This window comes from Novosphingobium sp. NDB2Meth1, assembly GCF_900117425.1.
In the GTDB taxonomy this organism is placed as follows: domain Bacteria; phylum Pseudomonadota; class Alphaproteobacteria; order Sphingomonadales; family Sphingomonadaceae; genus Novosphingobium.
The window spans coordinates 38,515-53,783 of record NZ_FPEH01000012.1; the positions used below are offsets into that span (position 1 = coordinate 38,515).

At 67.1% G+C, this 15,269-nt stretch carries 13 protein-coding genes; 11 read left to right on the plus strand and 2 right to left on the minus strand.

Translation table 11 applies throughout. The annotated features are described in order from the left end of the window. Positions 1-6: 6 nt before the first annotated feature. Together NDB2M1_RS05000 and NDB2M1_RS05005 are read right to left on the minus strand one after the other, a co-directional pair. The gene (locus NDB2M1_RS05000; RefSeq protein WP_072380207.1) at positions 7-270 is read right to left on the minus strand and encodes an acyl carrier protein; all 264 of its coding nucleotides are present in this window, start codon (positions 268-270) and stop codon (positions 7-9) included. A 37-nt stretch (positions 271-307) separates the two neighbouring features. Beyond that, positions 308-1,345, minus strand: coding sequence for a GNAT family N-acetyltransferase (locus NDB2M1_RS05005; RefSeq protein WP_072380209.1), 1,038 nt, complete (start codon positions 1,343-1,345; stop codon positions 308-310). Between the two features lie 41 nt (positions 1,346-1,386). Between NDB2M1_RS05005 and NDB2M1_RS05010 the strand changes: the two genes are divergently transcribed. From NDB2M1_RS05010 to xrtA, 11 genes are all read left to right on the plus strand, one after another. Next, a complete protein-coding gene (locus NDB2M1_RS05010) occupies positions 1,387-2,922 on the plus strand; it encodes an acyl-CoA ligase (AMP-forming), exosortase A system-associated (protein WP_072380211.1) in 1,536 nt (511 codons plus the stop codon). A gap of 2 nt (positions 2,923-2,924) precedes the next feature. After that, the gene (locus tag NDB2M1_RS05015) at positions 2,925-4,160 is read left to right on the plus strand and encodes a pyridoxal-dependent decarboxylase, exosortase A system-associated (protein WP_072380213.1); all 1,236 of its coding nucleotides are present in this window, start codon (positions 2,925-2,927) and stop codon (positions 4,158-4,160) included. Between the two features lie 202 nt (positions 4,161-4,362). Beyond that, positions 4,363-5,010 carry an XrtA/PEP-CTERM system exopolysaccharide export protein gene (locus tag NDB2M1_RS05020; protein ID WP_072380772.1) on the plus strand — a complete coding sequence of 216 codons (648 nt, stop codon included), beginning with the start codon at positions 4,363-4,365 and terminating at the stop codon, positions 5,008-5,010. A gap of 13 nt (positions 5,011-5,023) precedes the next feature. Next, entirely contained in the window at positions 5,024-6,541 is a 1,518-nt protein-coding gene (locus NDB2M1_RS05025) for an XrtA system polysaccharide chain length determinant (RefSeq protein ID WP_072380215.1), read from the plus strand. A gap of 16 nt (positions 6,542-6,557) precedes the next feature. Further along, positions 6,558-7,550, plus strand: a complete 993-nt coding sequence (locus NDB2M1_RS05030) for a P-loop NTPase family protein (protein ID WP_072380217.1) — start codon at positions 6,558-6,560, stop codon at positions 7,548-7,550. Positions 7,551-7,552: 2 nt separating this feature from the next. Then, positions 7,553-9,310, plus strand: coding sequence for a preprotein translocase subunit YajC (locus NDB2M1_RS05035; RefSeq protein WP_072380219.1), 1,758 nt, complete (start codon positions 7,553-7,555; stop codon positions 9,308-9,310). 20 nt (positions 9,311-9,330) lie between these two features. After that, positions 9,331-10,521 (plus strand): AAA family ATPase, encoded by a 1,191-nt coding sequence (locus NDB2M1_RS05040; protein ID WP_072380221.1) that lies wholly within the window; start codon positions 9,331-9,333, stop codon positions 10,519-10,521. A gap of 22 nt (positions 10,522-10,543) precedes the next feature. Further along, complete coding sequence (locus NDB2M1_RS05045; protein ID WP_171955326.1) at positions 10,544-11,449, plus strand: XrtA system polysaccharide deacetylase; 906 nt, start codon at positions 10,544-10,546, stop codon at positions 11,447-11,449. Beyond that, complete coding sequence (locus NDB2M1_RS05050) at positions 11,446-12,507, plus strand: FemAB family XrtA/PEP-CTERM system-associated protein (protein ID WP_072380223.1); 1,062 nt, start codon at positions 11,446-11,448, stop codon at positions 12,505-12,507. Before NDB2M1_RS05045 ends, NDB2M1_RS05050 begins: the two co-directional genes overlap by 4 nt. After that, positions 12,504-13,718, plus strand: a complete 1,215-nt coding sequence (locus tag NDB2M1_RS05055) for a TIGR03087 family PEP-CTERM/XrtA system glycosyltransferase (RefSeq protein ID WP_072380225.1) — start codon at positions 12,504-12,506, stop codon at positions 13,716-13,718. Before NDB2M1_RS05050 ends, NDB2M1_RS05055 begins: the two co-directional genes overlap by 4 nt. Beyond that, positions 13,708-15,267: an exosortase A gene (gene xrtA, locus NDB2M1_RS05060; RefSeq protein WP_083554675.1), complete on the plus strand. Its 1,560-nt coding sequence runs from the start codon at positions 13,708-13,710 to the stop codon at positions 15,265-15,267. The genes NDB2M1_RS05055 and xrtA overlap by 11 nt, the downstream gene beginning before the upstream one ends. Positions 15,268-15,269 lie beyond the last annotated feature (2 nt).

The following is a 15,269-nucleotide window of genomic DNA, read 5'->3' on the forward strand; positions in this document are numbered from 1 at the left end:
CGAGAATCAGGCCTCGCCGCGCTTGGCGCGGATGAAGGCGAGGAGGTCGCCGAAGGTGCCGAGCATGTCGCCATCGACTTCGTCATCTTCGATCACGACGTCGAAGCGGTCCTCGATCTCGGTCAGGAGGCCGGCGACGGCCATGGAGTCGAGCTCGGGCAGTGCGCCGAACAGGCCGCTGTCTGGCATGAGCGCGGCGGCACGTGTGGGGCCGAGGCCGAGCACATCGTTCAGCAGGCTGCGCAGGTCGGTGTCGGTCTGGTCGGTCACGGGGTAAGGCCTTGTGATGAAAGGAGAGGTGGGCGCTTTAGCCAGCGGCCTCCGGTGAAACAAGCGCGGGCTGGGAACTCGGGCGCAGCATGCGGCGGGCAGCAAGGCGGGCGAGCGCTGGCCAGTGACCTACGGCGGCGGGGCGGTAGAACTGCAGGGCGTAGCGGGGGCGCTGCACCTCCATCCAGTCGCGCTTGTAGGGATCGTTGCCTGTGCCGAAATCGACGGTGTGCACGTGGTCCTCGTCGATCACGTGGCGAAACAGTGCGGCGGTGAGCAGGGTGCCGGGCGAATGGGCGCGGTGGGCCTCGTCGTGGGCGAGCTTGTGGATCCACGCGGTGCCGCCCTCGACCGTCCAGAACTGGGCGGCAACGGGCTGACCTTCGATTTCGGCGATCCCCATGCGCAGCGCGCCTGCCGCCGCTTCGGCCTGAGCGAAGGCGCACAGGAAGGCGGGGTTTCCTTCCTCTGGCTTCCAGCTCCTGGCGTAGATCGCTTCATAGGCGGCCCAGTCGGCGTCGATGAACGTGGTTTCGATGCGCAGGGTGACTTTGCCGCGTGCGGTCTTGCGGCGGACGGTTTCGCGCAGCGCGCCGGGGCGGGCGGACCAGTATTGGGCGAAGTTGCGGCCTTTGAGTTCGAGGATGTGGTTGGTGTCGCAGGGTTCGGCGACGCCGATCCAGCAGGCGGTGCGGAAGGCGGCGGCGAGGGTCAGCGCTTCGGCTTCGGGCATCGGTGCGAGGCGGGCGGCGCCTGCCGGTGCAAGGCTGCGGGCCAGGGCGGCGAAGAGTTCCGGTGCGCGCTGCGGAGCGTTTGTGAGCGGGCGGACGAAGAAGCTGTACCACGTGCCGAGGGGGCCAGTGCCGTCGGGGTTCTTCTGAAAGGGAAGGACCGCAAGCGCATCACCATCGCGGGCGACGGCGATTTTGCAGGTATCTGCGAGAAGGCAATGCTCTGCCAGCAGGGAAAGCCAGTCCAGCCGATCGAACGGCGCGCTCGTGGGCGAGCGGCCGAGCAGCGCGGCGAGCGCCGGGTCGGCTTGCGCTTCCCGCAAATCAGCGTGATAGACCGTCACACCCAAGTCTTTGTCCTTGCCCTTGCACCCGAGAGAGCCGCGTGCCCGCAGCGCCCGATCCGACCGTCTTTCCGCTTGATCACCTCGCGCTGAAGGGGCAGCCGGATGCCCCTGCGCTGGTCTTCAAGACGCATCTGCTTAGCTACGAGGCGTTAAATCGGCGTTTAGGACAATTGGCGGCATGGCTTGCGGTGAAGGTGCCGGAGCCGGGCGCGCGGGTGGCGACATGGCTGCCGAAAAGCGAGCTGGCCTGCCTGATGCCGCTGGCGGCGGTGCGGGCGGGGCTGGTGCATGTGCCGGTGAACCCGCTGCTGAAGCGCGCGCAAGTCGCGCATATCCTGAGCGATAGCGGGGCACGACTGCTGATCTCGAATGCCGGGCGGCTGTCGACACTGGAAGAGGGCGATCTCGCTCAAGCGGTTTCGCGTGAGGAAGGGGCGGTTTGGGCCGAGGCGGAGCGCCTCGAGCCGTTGGGTCCTTCCAACGCTGCATCCGATGATCTGGCGGCGATTCTTTATACCAGCGGTTCGACCGGGCGGCCCAAGGGCGTGATGCTCAGCCATGCCAACTTGTGGCTCGGCGCCGTGAGCGTGGCGCATTATCTGGGGCTGACGGCGGAGGACCGGACGCTGGCTGTGCTGCCGCTGGCGTTCGATTATGGTCAGAACCAGCTGCTCTCGACATGGTTTGCCGGTGGCTGCGTGGTGCCGCTCGATTATCTGATGGCGCGCGATGTGGCGAAGGCGGTGGAGCGGCATGACGTCACCACTTTGGCCGCCGTTCCGCCGCTGTGGGTGCAACTGGTGGAACTCGACTGGCCCGAGGCTGCGGCGCGAAAGCTCAGGCGGCTGACCAACAGCGGCGGTGCGCTCACCGAGCCGTTGGTGCGGGCGCTGCGTGCACGGTTCCCGGAGGCGCGACTGTTTCCGATGTACGGGCTCACCGAGGCGTTTCGTTCGACCTATCTCGACCCGGCGCTGGTCGACGCGCACCCGACCTCGATGGGCAAGGCGATCCCGTTTGCCGAGGTGATGGTCGTGGCGGACGACGGGCGCGAGGCGGCGGCGGACGAGGAGGGCGAGCTGGTCCATGCCGGGCCGCTGGTGGCGCAAGGCTACTGGCAGGATGCAGCGCGGACGGCAGAGCGGTTCAAGCCGGCGCCGGTGTTCTCGCGGATGGGCGGCATGGCGGTCTGGTCGGGTGACCGGGTGAGGCGCGATGCGGAAGGGCTGCTGCATTTCGCCGGACGGCGCGATGCCATGATCAAGACCAGCGGCAACCGCGTCAGCCCGCAGGAAGTGGAAGACGCGGCGATTGCCACCGGGCTGGTGGCGGAGGCGGTGGCACTGGGCCTGCCCGATCCGGCGCTGGGTCAGGCGATCCATCTGGTGGTGCGCGCGAAGGGTGATGCGGCGGAGGCAGAGGCGGCGCTGCCTGCCGCTCTGGCGCGTGATCTGCCCGGTTTCATGGTGCCGCGGGTCATCCACTGGCGGGAGGACATGCCGCTGAGCCCGAATGGCAAGCTCGACCGAACCGGTCTTTACCAGGAATTATCGGCCGCCGTGGCAAAGGGCTGACGATGAAGCCGCTTGGCCCGATTCCCCCCGGATATGCTGCGATCGATGGCGAACTGGCCATCGGCGGGCGCAAGGCGTCCGAATTGGTGGCCGAGGCGGGTACACCGCTGTTCGTCTATGACGGCGCGCTGATCGAAGCGCGCGTGGCGGCGCTGCGGTCGGCGCTGCCGCAGCGGCTGGGCCTGCACTATGCGATGAAGGCCAACCCGTTTGCCCCGCTGCTGCGCCATATCGCGGGGCTCGTCGACGGGTTTGACATTGCCTCGGGCGGCGAACTGCTGATGGCGGAGGCGGCGGGGGTTCAGGCGGAGCGGATCAGCTTTGCCGGGCCGGGCAAGCGGGACGCCGATCTTGAAGCGGCGATCAGCCGGGGCGTGACGCTCAACCTCGAATCCGCGCGCGAGGCCGAGCGGGCATTGGTGATCGCGGAGCGCGTGGGACGAGCGCCGAAGCTGGCGATCCGGGTCAATCCCGATTTCGATCTCAAGGGATCGGGCATGAAGATGGGCGGCGGTGCCAAGCCCTTTGGTGTCGATACAGACGGTGTACCGGCGCTGGCCCGCACAATCATCGCGTCCGGTGCCGAGTGGCGCGGCTTCCACATCTATGCCGGCAGCCAGACGCTGGACGCCGCCGCGATTGTCGAGATGCAGGCGGCTACCTTGACGCTGGCGGCGCGCCTTGCGGAGGAGAGCGGGGCGGTGCTTCCGGTCTGCAATCTCGGCGGCGGCTTTGGTATTCCCTACTTTCCCGGCGATCTGCCGCTCGATCTCGCGGCAGTGGGAGCTGCGCTCGCAAAGCGGTTCGCGGCACTCCCCGAAGTGTTGCAGGAGACGGCGTTCTGCATTGAACTCGGCCGCTATCTCGTTGGCGAAGCTGGTGTATATCTCACCCGGATCATCGACCGGAAGGAGAGCCACGGCGAGGTGTTCCTCGTCACCGACGGCGGGCTGCACCACCAGCTCGCGGCGAGCGGCAACTTCGGGACCGTGGTGCGGCGCAACTATCCCAGTGCCATCGCGACCAGATTCGGCGCGTCGGTGGAAGAAGAAGCCAGCGTCGTCGGCTGCTTGTGCACCCCGCTTGACCGGCTGGCCGACAAGGGGGGCTTTCCGCGTGCCGAGGAAGGCGATCTGGTCGCGGTGTTCTGCGCCGGTGCCTATGGGGCCAGCGCAAGTCCGGTGCACTTTCTCGGGCATGGTCCGGCGGCTGAACGGCTGGTTAACGCAAGGTCCTGATTTTTAGGTATTAACGATTAGCCGGAGCGCCGTCCCGTTACGGGACTTTGGCGGAAATGCGCTTGTGCGGACCCCGCCTTGCGCATCAGGACTAACGGTATCTTCACCCTTTTTGGCGATAGCCGGGAAGTCATGGGAGGTCCCCATGGTCCCGCCACGGGACGAATGGGACAGCCTGCCCGGTGCGCGCAAAGGACGTTCGATGCCCAAAACTACGCGTTTCACCCGCTTGCTGGCATCAGCGGTTACGCTGAGCCTGCTGCTCGGCGGCTGCGCGGGCGGCGGTGGCAGCGCGCAATTGCCGCCGGCCTCGTTCGTGGCGCTGCAGGAAGGGCCGGGCGAGGAATACGTGATCGGGCCGCTGGACGACCTCACTATATTCGTCTGGCGCAATCCCGAACTCGGCGCCTCGGTGCAGGTGCGGCCGGACGGGCGCATCACCACGCCGTTGATCACCGACATGCCGGCGGTGGGCAAGACGCCCTCGATGCTGGCGGAAGACATCAAGCTCCAGCTTTCGCAGTACATTCAGGAGCCGATTGTCTCGGTCATCGTCAACAAGTTTTCGGGCACGTTCAGCCAGCAGGTGCGCATCGTCGGCGCCACCGGCAAGCCGGCCTCGATCCCCTACCGCGCCAACATGACCCTGCTCGATGCGATGATCGCGGTGGGTGGCCTGTCCGAGTACGCGGCGGGCAACAAGGCGCGGCTGGTGCGCTTCGACAAACAGACCGGCCAGCAGAGGGAATACGGCGTGCGGATCGGCGATCTGCTGCGCAAGGGCGATACGCGCGCGAATGTCATGCTGATGCCGGGGGATGTGATCATCATTCCCGAAAGCACGTTCTGAGGATGCTGACCGCATGACGAGCATCTACGAAGAAGTGCGCATCGCGCTCTACGGCATCTGGCACCGGCGTTGGCTTGCGCTGGGCGCGGCCTGGCTGGTGTGCCTGCTCGGCTGGCTGATCGTGGCCACCGTGCCCAATACCTACGAGTCGAAGGCACGCATCTTCGTCCAGATCGACGACGTGCTTTCGGACCAGATCGGCATCGGCGGCGATCGCAAGCGCGATATCGAGCGCGTACGCCAGACGCTGACGAGCTCGGTCAACCTCTCCAAGGTCGTCCGTGCGACGCGGCTGGGCGACAAGGTGACCTCCGACAAGGAGATGGAAACAGCTGTCGCGGCGCTGGGCAAGAACATCAAGGTGGTGAGCCAGCAGGACAACCTGTTCGAGATCACCGCCTATTCCGGCAGCAAGGCCTATTCGGATGTCCAGAACGCCAAGCTGGCGCAGGACATCGTGCAGAAGATGATCGACATCTTCCGCGAGGAGAACCTTGCCGGCGGTCGCGGCGAGATGAGCGACACGCTGGCCTTCATGGACCAGCAACTGGCTGACCGGCAGAAGGACCTCGAAGCCGCCGAGCAGAAGCGTCAGGCCTTCGAGGCCAAGAACGCCGAGATGATGCCGGGCAACGGCTCGCTTTCGAGCAAGATCGAAGGTGCGCGCGCCGAGCTGCGCGGCGTCGAGTCGGATCTGCTGGCCGCCCAGAGCGCGCTTGCATCGGTGCGCGGGCAGCTTTCGGGCACACCGCCGACGATCATGATGCCGGGCGTGAGCGGCGGCGCCAAGGGATCACTCGCGCAGGCACAGGCCGATCTCAGTGCGATGCGCGCGCGCGGCCTGACCGATAGCCATCCCGATGTGATCGCGCTCAAGGCGCAAGTCGCGGCGCTCCAGCGCGCTTCGGCGGGCGAGGCCGGCCCAGGCGGCATGCCCAACCCGGCCTATTCCTCGCTGCAATCGATCAAGGCTGACCGCGAAGCGAGCATCGTGGCGCTGCAATCGCGCCGGGCCTCGCTTTCGCAGGAATTGGCTCAGCTGACCGGCCGCCAGTTCAGCGAACCCGGCCTTGCCGCCGAAGCAGCACGCATCAACCGCGACTACGACGTGCTCAAGGAGCAGTATGACAAGTTGCTGCGCGACCGCGAGCAGCTGCGCCTGCGCGGTCAAGTCGAGACCGAGCGCAACGCGGTCAAGTTCGAGGTGATCGATCCGCCGACGACCCCGCGCAAGCCTTCCGCGCCGGACCGGCCGATGCTGCTGTTCATCGTCCTCATCGTCGGCATCGCGGCCGGCTGCGGCAGCGCCTTCGGCATCGGCCAGCTGCGCTCGACGTATTCGACGACAGGGCAGCTCGAACGCGCGACGGGGATGCAGGTGGTCGGCTCGGTGACGCTGACGCTCAGCCGCCGCGCGCGGGCGCAATACTGGCGGCAGCTCAAATGGTTTGCCGGCGGGGTCGCCAGCCTCGCCTTCGTGCTCGTCGTGCTGCTGGCGGTCGAGTTCATGAAACGCGGCATGGTCGCCTGAAGGAACGGATGAGATCATGACCGAACAGAGCAAGATCCCGGTTCCCAAGGACACGACCGAAGCGCGCTCGCTGATCGAGCGGGCGGCGGGGACGTTCGACCTGCGTGCTTTCCAGGCGCCGATTGCCCCCAGGCTGCCCGACCCGCGCGAGCCGGCTCCGGCAAGCGCGGATGCGGGCGAACCGGCACAGCCTGTCCAGCGTGTCGCGCCGCCTGCGCGTCAGGCACCGCCACCGCCCGCTTTTGATGGCATTCCGGCGCGGCAGACTTTCCGCGGCGCCTTCCATCCGATCGACCGCAAACACCTGCGCGAGCAGTGCCTGATCGAGCCCGAGGGGCCGGTGACCGGGCTGCTCGAGGAATTCCGTATCGTGAAGCGCCAGCTGCTGATGACAGCGGCAGAATCGCGCGCTGGGCGGGGCGCGCCGCATGGCGAGCGCATCCTCGTGTGCTCGTCGCATCCGGGCGAGGGCAAGACGTTCTGTGCGGTCAATCTCGCGCTGTCGATGGCGGCGGAGAAGGACACCGAAGTTCTCCTCGTCGATGCCGATTTCGCCAAGCCCAGCGTGCTTTCGGCGCTCGGACTGCCGGGCGGACGCGGGCTGATGGACGCGCTGGCCGATCCGGACATCGCCGTCGAGGACTGCATCATCGGCACCGACATTGCCGGGCTCTTCGTGCTGCCCGCAGGCAATTCGACCGGGCATGATACCGAGCATCTGGCTTCGTCGTACACCGCAGAAGTGCTGGCGCGGCTTACGGCGCAGGCGCCCAATCGCATTGTCATCTTCGACAGCCCGCCGGTGCTTGCCGCTTCCCCGGCGTCGGAGCTCGCGCACCATGTCGGCCAGGCGCTGATGGTCGTGCGGGCGGACCAGACCGGCGAGGCCGCGCTGCGCGACGCAGTCAGCATCCTCTCGGGCTGCGAGGACATCAAGCTACTGCTCAACTGCACCCGCTTCTCGCCCACCGGCCGCCGTTTCGGCACCTATTACGGGTACAAGGAATGACCATGGCGAGCACAACGACCCATGCATTCGTGGCCAGTGCGCTCGCGATCACGCTGCTTTCCGGCGCGGCGCAGGCGCAGTCGCTGCCTTATGGCGATCCCGGCGACAGCGAGGCGATCTCGGGTGGGGACGGCGCGCCTTCGGGCGGCGGTGATACGGGGCGCAGCGGCGGCAAGCAGCGCGGTGGGCGCAGCATGGGTAGCGCGGGCGGCGCCGGTCGCGTGAAGATTCAGCCCTATATTGAACTCAGTCAGAGCGTACTGGCCCGGCTCAAGCCGGTTAGCGAGACCCTCACTTACACCAGCGTCGCGGTCGGCGTCGATGCCTCGCTGCAGGGGCGCCGGACCGAAGGCGCAGTCTCGGTGCGCTATGAACGGCGCTTTGCCGAGAGCGGCAATATCGTCAGCAACGACACGATTTCGGGCCTCGCCCGCGTGCGCCACGATCTGATCCCGCGCCAGTTGACGCTGGAAGCCGGCGGCCTTGCGACGCGCACGCGGTTCGATGAAAGCGGGGCCTCGCGGCTCGGGTCGGTGCAGACCGGCGACCGGGTGGCGCAGGTCTATTCGCTTTATGCCGGGCCTGCAGTCTCGACCCATGTCGGCGAAGTCGCCGTCAAGGGATCCTACCTCGTCGGCTATACCAAGGTGAACACGCCGCGCCTGCCGGTAACCGGTCTCGCGCCAGGCCAGCCGCAGCCGCAAGGCGATATCTTCAATCACTCGGTCGCGCAGTCCGCGCAAGCCTCGGTCGGGGTCGCGCCGCACACGGTGCTGCCGATCGGATTGACCGCGAGCGCAGGGTACAATCAGGAAGACATCGCTAACCTCGACCAGCGTGTCCGCGAACTGCGGGCCGGCGTGCAGGCGACGCTGCCGATCAACCAGGAACTGGCGCTGATCGGTGATGTGGGCTGGCAGGATGTCAAGGTTTCCTCGCGCGATGCGGTGCGCGGGCCGGGCGGCATTCCGGTGGTCGGCAGCGATGGCCGCTATGTGACCGACAAGTCAAAGCCGCGCCAAATCGCTTATGACGTGACCGGGATCACCTGGGATGTGGGCGTGATGTGGCGCCCGAGCCGTCGTACGTCGCTCAGCGCTTTCGTCGGTCGCCGCTATGACAGCATGACCTACTACGGCTCGTTCTCGTATACGCCCAATGCGCGCAATGCAGTGCAGGTCGAGGTATTCGATGCGGTCAGCGGGTTCGGCTCCACAGTCGGGAATGCGGTGCGCGGGCTTCCGACAGATTTCACCGCCAATCGCAATCCGTTCAGCGGCGATATCTCGGGCTGCGCAACGGGCGCGCAAAGCGGGGGCTGCGTCAACGGCGCGCTCGGGTCTATCGCTTCGGCGGCCTTCCGCACGCGCGGCGTCTCGGCGTCGTACAGCCACAAGGCGGGCAGGCTGCAAATGGGTCTGGGCGCTGGCTATCTGCGCCGCAAGTTCATCGGCGCGCAGGGCACCGTGCTCGAAGCCGCCAATGGCCGCACCGACCAGACATTCTATGTCAACGGCCAGATTTCCGGGCCGATCGACCGCACAACCGCTTTCACTGTCGCCGTCTACGACAGCTGGTACAAGTCCGGCGTCTCGAGCCTCGCCGACGTCAACGCGATCGGCGCCAATGCCGGCATCACGCACCAGTTCACGCGCCATCTGGTCGGCAACGTGGCGGCCGGGATCGACTATCTCGACCGCAAGGCCTTTGCCGATGACTTGATCGCGACCGGTCAGATCGGCCTGCGCTACAATTTCTGAAGGAAGGGCGTCCCCCACCGATGTACGACACATTCTACCAGCTGACCGGGCGGCCCTTCCAGCTCACGCCGGATCCGGAGTTCTATTTCGAGAGCGGAACGCACCGCAAAGCGCTGTCCTACCTCGGCTATGGCCTCGCGCAGGGTGAAGGCTTCATCGTCATCACCGGCAAGGTCGGCGCGGGCAAGTCGACGCTGGCAGCGCACCTTCTCGCAACCATCGACCGCCAGCGGCTGACGGCGGCGCAGATCGTGACGAGCCGGCTCGACGGCGGCGAGATGGTGCATATGGCGGCGCGCGCCTTCGGGCTCTCCGTCGCCGGCCATGACAAGGCCAGCGCGCTCGCGGTGATCGAAGCGTTTCTCCATGAGGAAGCCCGCGCCGGGCGCCGCTGCTTGCTGGTGGTGGACGAGACGCAGAACCTCTCCATCGAGGCGCTCGAAGAGCTGCGGATGCTTTCCAACTTCCAGCTCGGCTCGCATCCGCTGCTGCAGATCCTGCTGCTGGGCCAGCCCGAGTTCCGCGACCTGCTGCAAGGCTCGCCGCGCCTCGAACAGCTGCGCCAGCGCGTGATCGCGACGCATCATCTCGAGGCGATGGAGCCGTCCGAAGTCGGCCCCTATGTCATGCACCGCCTTGCCTGCGTGGGCTGGAGCGGCAATCCGGCGTTCGACGAGCGGCTGTTTGCCGACCTCGCGGTCGTAACCGGGTGCCTGCCGCGCCGGATCAATCAGGTCTTCGGCCGCTTGCTGTTGATGGGTGCAGTCGAGCAGAAATCACGGATCGACAGCGCGATGCTCGCCGAAGTGATCGCCGATCTGGAGCGCGATGGTACGCTGGCCGATCCCGCTGCGCCCGTGCCGGCTCCTGCGCCGTTGATTGCGCCCGAAGCGTCCGCGCCTGCGGATAAGGAGCTTCCCGCTGCTGCAGTCAGCGGTCTGGCCGGGCTGCAGAAGGCGATTTCGGCGCACAATGAGCAGATCATCGAGCTGCAGAAGGCCGTGCTTGAGCTTGCCGACATGCCCGCTCCCCCGGCTACGGTCCCGGCGACCGAGGCACGGATCGAGGCGCTTGAAGCAACGCTGGGCGCGCTGCAGCAGCGCATCGTGGCGCTTGAGGCGCGCGGGGCCGAGCAGGAGCAGGCGATCCGCCATGTGCTGACGATGCTTATCGAATGGCTCGAGAGCGAAACGCCCCGCCGGGCGGCTTGAACCTGAAAGGACCGACGCCGCCATGTCCGGCCCCGATCTTGGTCACCTGCTGCCCTCTGGTGCCGTGCTCAACGGCATGTCGGTCGATGTCGAGGACTGGTTCCAGGTCGGCGCATTCGAGAAGGTGATCGCGCGCGGCGAGTGGGACGGGCTGGAGCGCCGGGTCGAGGCGAACTGCGACCGCGTGCTGGCGCTGTTTGACGAGGCCGGGATCAAGGCGACGTTCTTCACGCTGGGCTGGGTGGCCGAGCGGCACCCCCGGATGATGCGCAGGATCGCCGCTCAGGGTCACGAGATCGCCAGCCACGGCTGGGACCACAAACGCGTGTTCACAATGGGCGAGGCCGCCTTTGCGGAGGATATCGCGCGGGCGCGGGCGGTGCTGGAGGATACCAGCGGGAGCGCGGTGACCGGTTACCGCGCACCGAGCTTCTCGATCGATGCGCGCACACGCTGGGCGCATGAAGTGCTGGCCCAGCATGGCTATGCCTATTCCTCCAGCGTCGCGCCTATCGTCCACGATCACTATGGCTGGCGCGAGGCGCCCCGATTTGCGTTCCGCCCGATAGCAGGCTCGCCGCTGGTCGAGGTGCCGGTTACGACGGTCGAACTGGCCGGAAGGCGCATGGCGGCGGGGGGCGGCGGATTCTTTCGCTTGTTGCCCTACGCTGTCTCGCATTGGGCGGTAACCCGCGTGAACCGGCACGATGGCCGGCCGGCGGCGTTCTATTTCCATCCGTGGGAAGTCGATCCCGGCCAGCCCCGCCGCACCGACGCGCCGCTGCGTTCGCGGTTCCGGCACTATACCAACCTTTCGGCCATGGCGGGCAAGCTGCAGCGGTTGCTCGGCGCCTTCGCCTGGGGGCGGATGGATGCGGTGGTCGCGGCCGAAGCGGCGCGGCTCGATGCCGAACAGGTTGCGGCATGAATGCGCCGTTCCGCCCGTCGCTCACCAAGGTTCGCCTTGCCGATCCGGGTGATCGCGGGGCCATCGCGCGCTTTGTCGCGGAGGCTGATGGCGCAACCCCGTTCCATCGCCCCGAATGGCTCGAAGCGATAACGCGGTCTACCGGTCATCCGGCCCACATGCTGCTCGCCGAGCGCGAAGGCGCGATTGCCGCGCTGCTGCCCTGCCACGCCGCGCATTCGCCGCTGTTTGGCCGGGCACTGGTATCCACCGGCTTTGCCGTCGGTGGCGGCGTGCTGGGCGATGCAGATACCGCACCGGACCTCTTTGCCGCTGCGACGGAATTGGCGCGGCGGCTGACCTGCCCGACTGTCGAGGTACGCGGCGGTGTGATGCCGGAGGACCCCACCTGGCACATCAAGCAGGACAGCCACGCCGGCTTCGTGGCGCCGCTGGCCGCGGATGATGACGCGCAGCTCACCTGGATCCCCCGCAAGCAGCGCGCTGAGGTCCGCAAGGGGCTGGCGAACGCGATGGAAGTCCGCGCCGGCCGCGAGCGGCAGGACCGCGATTGGCACTATGCTGTCTATGCCGAATCCGTGCGCAATCTCGGCACGCCGGTGTTCCCGCGCGCGCTGTTCGAGGCGGTGATTGATGCGTTCGGCGAGGACGCGGACATCCTCACCGTGCTCCATGAAGGCCGCGCCGTGGCCTCGGTGTTCAGCCTCTATCATCGCGGTGCCGTCATGCCCTACTGGGGCGGCGGCGTGCATGCGGCGCGGAGCCTGCGTGCCAACGACGTGATGTATTACGCGCTGATGTGCCACGCCCGCGCTCGGGGCTGCGACCGCTTCGATTTCGGCCGTTCCAAGACCAATACCGGGGCCTATCACTTCAAGCGCAACTGGGGCTTTGAGCCGCAGCCGCTGAGCTATGCCGTGTGGAGCGCGGATGGCGGGCCTCCGCGCGACGTCAATCCGCTGAGTCCGCGCTACAAGGCCAAGATCGCGCTGTGGCAGAAGCTGCCCTTGAGCGTCGCCAACCGCGTCGGGCCGTTCATCGCGCGAGGGCTGGCGTGAGCGAAGTCCTGTTCCTCGCGCACCGCGTGCCATTCCCGCCGGACCGGGGGGACAAGATCCGCTCGAACCACTTGCTGCGCCGGATTGCGGAACTGGCGCCGGTGCATGTCGGCGCGCTGGCGGACGATGCGGCAGATCTTGCGCAGGAAAGCGCGGTCGCAGCGATTTCGCAGAGCCACTGCATTGTACGCCGGAACGCACCGCTGCCGCTTGCGGCCTTGTCGGCGCTGGGGCAGGGGCTGCCGGTCAGCCTCGCTGCCTTCTCGTCTGCGAAACTGCAGCGCTGGGTTCATGCGGTGCTGGAAGCACGACCGATTTCGGCGATCTTCGTCTTTTCGGGCCAGATGGCGCAATATGTGCCGCCGGAATTCCGGGGCCGCGTGGTGATGGACTTTGTCGACGTCGATTCGGCAAAATTCGAGGCCTACGCCCAGACCGGCGCCCTTGCGCGCCGGCTGCTCTATGCCCGAGAGGCGCGGCTCCTGCGCCGGTTCGAGGAAGCGACCGCGCGCCGGGCGACGACCAGCCTCTTTGTCAGCCGCGAGGAGCGCGCGCTGTTCGAAAGCCGCCTTTCTGGCGCCGCGCGGCCAGACGTGCGCGCTCTGGGCAACGGCATCGATACCGAGCTGTTCGATCCGGGTGTGGTTCAGCCCGCACCGGAACTGGCGGGCGAGGGGCCAGCGATCGTGTTCACCGGGCAGATGGACTATCCGCCCAATATCACCGCAGTCGAACTCTTCGCGCATCAGGTAATGCCGCTGATCCGGCAGGCGCACCCGCAAGCCCGTTTCGCCATTGTCGGCCGGGCCCCGACACCGGCGGTCCGCGCGCTGGAGGGCGTGGGCGGCACGATGGTGACCGGCGCGGTGCCCGATGTGCGGCCCTGGCTGGCCGGCGCGGATATTGTCACAGCACCGCTCCTCATCGCGCGCGGTATCCAGAACAAGGTGCTCGAAGCGATGGCCATGGCGCGGCCGGTGCTGCTGACACCAGCGGCTGCAACAGGCATCGGCGGCGTGGACGGCGAGCACTTTGCCCTTGCCGAAGCCCCGCTGGCACTCGCCGGACGCGCGCTCGCATTGCTGTCGGATCGCGCGGCGGCTGAAGCCCTGGGCGCATCGGCGCGGCGCTTCGTGATTGCGGAATGCGGCTGGGACCGCATGCTGGCACCGCTGCAGGCGCTGATCGGTGCGCAGACCGATGTCGCCTGAAGGTGCGCTTCCGGCCAGGCCGCTCGGCCTGATGGCGCGTGTGCCGGATCACTGGCGCTCGCCGCTGATCCAGCTGGCAGCCACGTGGCTCGTCCTGATCGCATTGTTCTTCGGCGACTGGCGCGAGATGGCGCAGCAGTGGTGGGACAGCTCGACTTACAACCATATCCTGCTCATTCCGCCGATCCTCGGCTGGCTGGCGATGCAGCGCGCCAGCGAGACCGCGCAGCTTGGCCCACGCCCATGGTGGCCGGGGCTGGTGGTGATGGGCGGCGCCGTGTTCCTCTGGGTCCTAGGCGATTTCTCTGGCCTCAGCCTTGCGCGGCAGCTGGCGGTGGTCGTGATGCTGCAAGCTGCGGCACTGGCGCTGCTTGGCCCGCGCGTGGCGGCCGCACAGCTGTTTCCGCTGGGCTACATGCTGGCGCTGGTGCCGTTCGGGGACGAGCTCATCCCGTTTCTCCAGACGATCACGGCCAAGCTGACCATGGTGCTGCTGGCGCTCACGCAGATCCCGGCCTCTATCGACGGCGTCTTCATCACCACGCGCTCCGGCTATTTCGAAGTGGCGGAGGCATGCTCGGGGGTGAAATTCCTGGTCGCGATGATCGCCTATGGCGCGCTTGTCTCGAACGTATGCTTTGCCAGCTGGGGACGCCGCGCTGGGTTCATGGCGCTGTCGCTTGTCGTGCCGGTGCTGGCGAACGGTGTGCGCGCCTGGGGCACGATCTACATCGCCAGCTGGCGCGGGATCGAGTTTGCCGCGAGCTTCGACCACATTTTCTACGGCTGGGTGTTCTTCGCGCTGGTGATGGGCCTTGTCATGGCGGTCGGCTGGCGCCTTTTTGATCGCAAGGTCGATGCGCCGCTGGTCGACGCGGAGGTCATCGCCGCATCGCCACTGCTCGGGCGGCTGGAGCGAATGACATTGCCGCTTCCTGCGGCACTCGGAGGGATCGCAGCTCTCGCGCTCGCAGGCCTTGCATGGAGCTTGGCAGCAAGCCGGATCGTGGCGCCCATGCCGGACTATATCGCCCTGCCCGAGGTGCCGGGCTGGCATTTCGACGATCGCAGCCCGCGCTTCGAATGGCATCCGCTGCACACCGGCGCCGATCACCGGCTGGTGGCGCGATATAGCGATGGCAAAGGCCATGTCGTCGACCTCTCGTTTGCGCTCTATGCCGCGCAAGGTGACGGGAAGGAGGCGGGCGGCTTCGGTCAAGGCGCCTTGCCGATGGGCAGCCGCTGGGCTTGGGAAGCGCCGGGAATCGGCTTTCCGGAGGCCAAGAGCGACGTGATCCAGGCGCCGGGGCCGATCCACCGCCTCGCCGTGACATGGCTGCGTACCGGTGACCTGCTGACCGGCAGCAATACTCGCCTCAAACTCGCCAACATGGCAGACCGGCTGCTGCTGCGCCCGCGTCCGACGATGACATTGATCCTCTCCGCCGAAGCGGATGAGGCTACGCCGCCCGAGGATGCGATCCGTTCGTTCCTAGCCGCCACCGGTCCCATCGCACCGTGGATGGACCGCATGGCGCGCGTCCGGTAAGC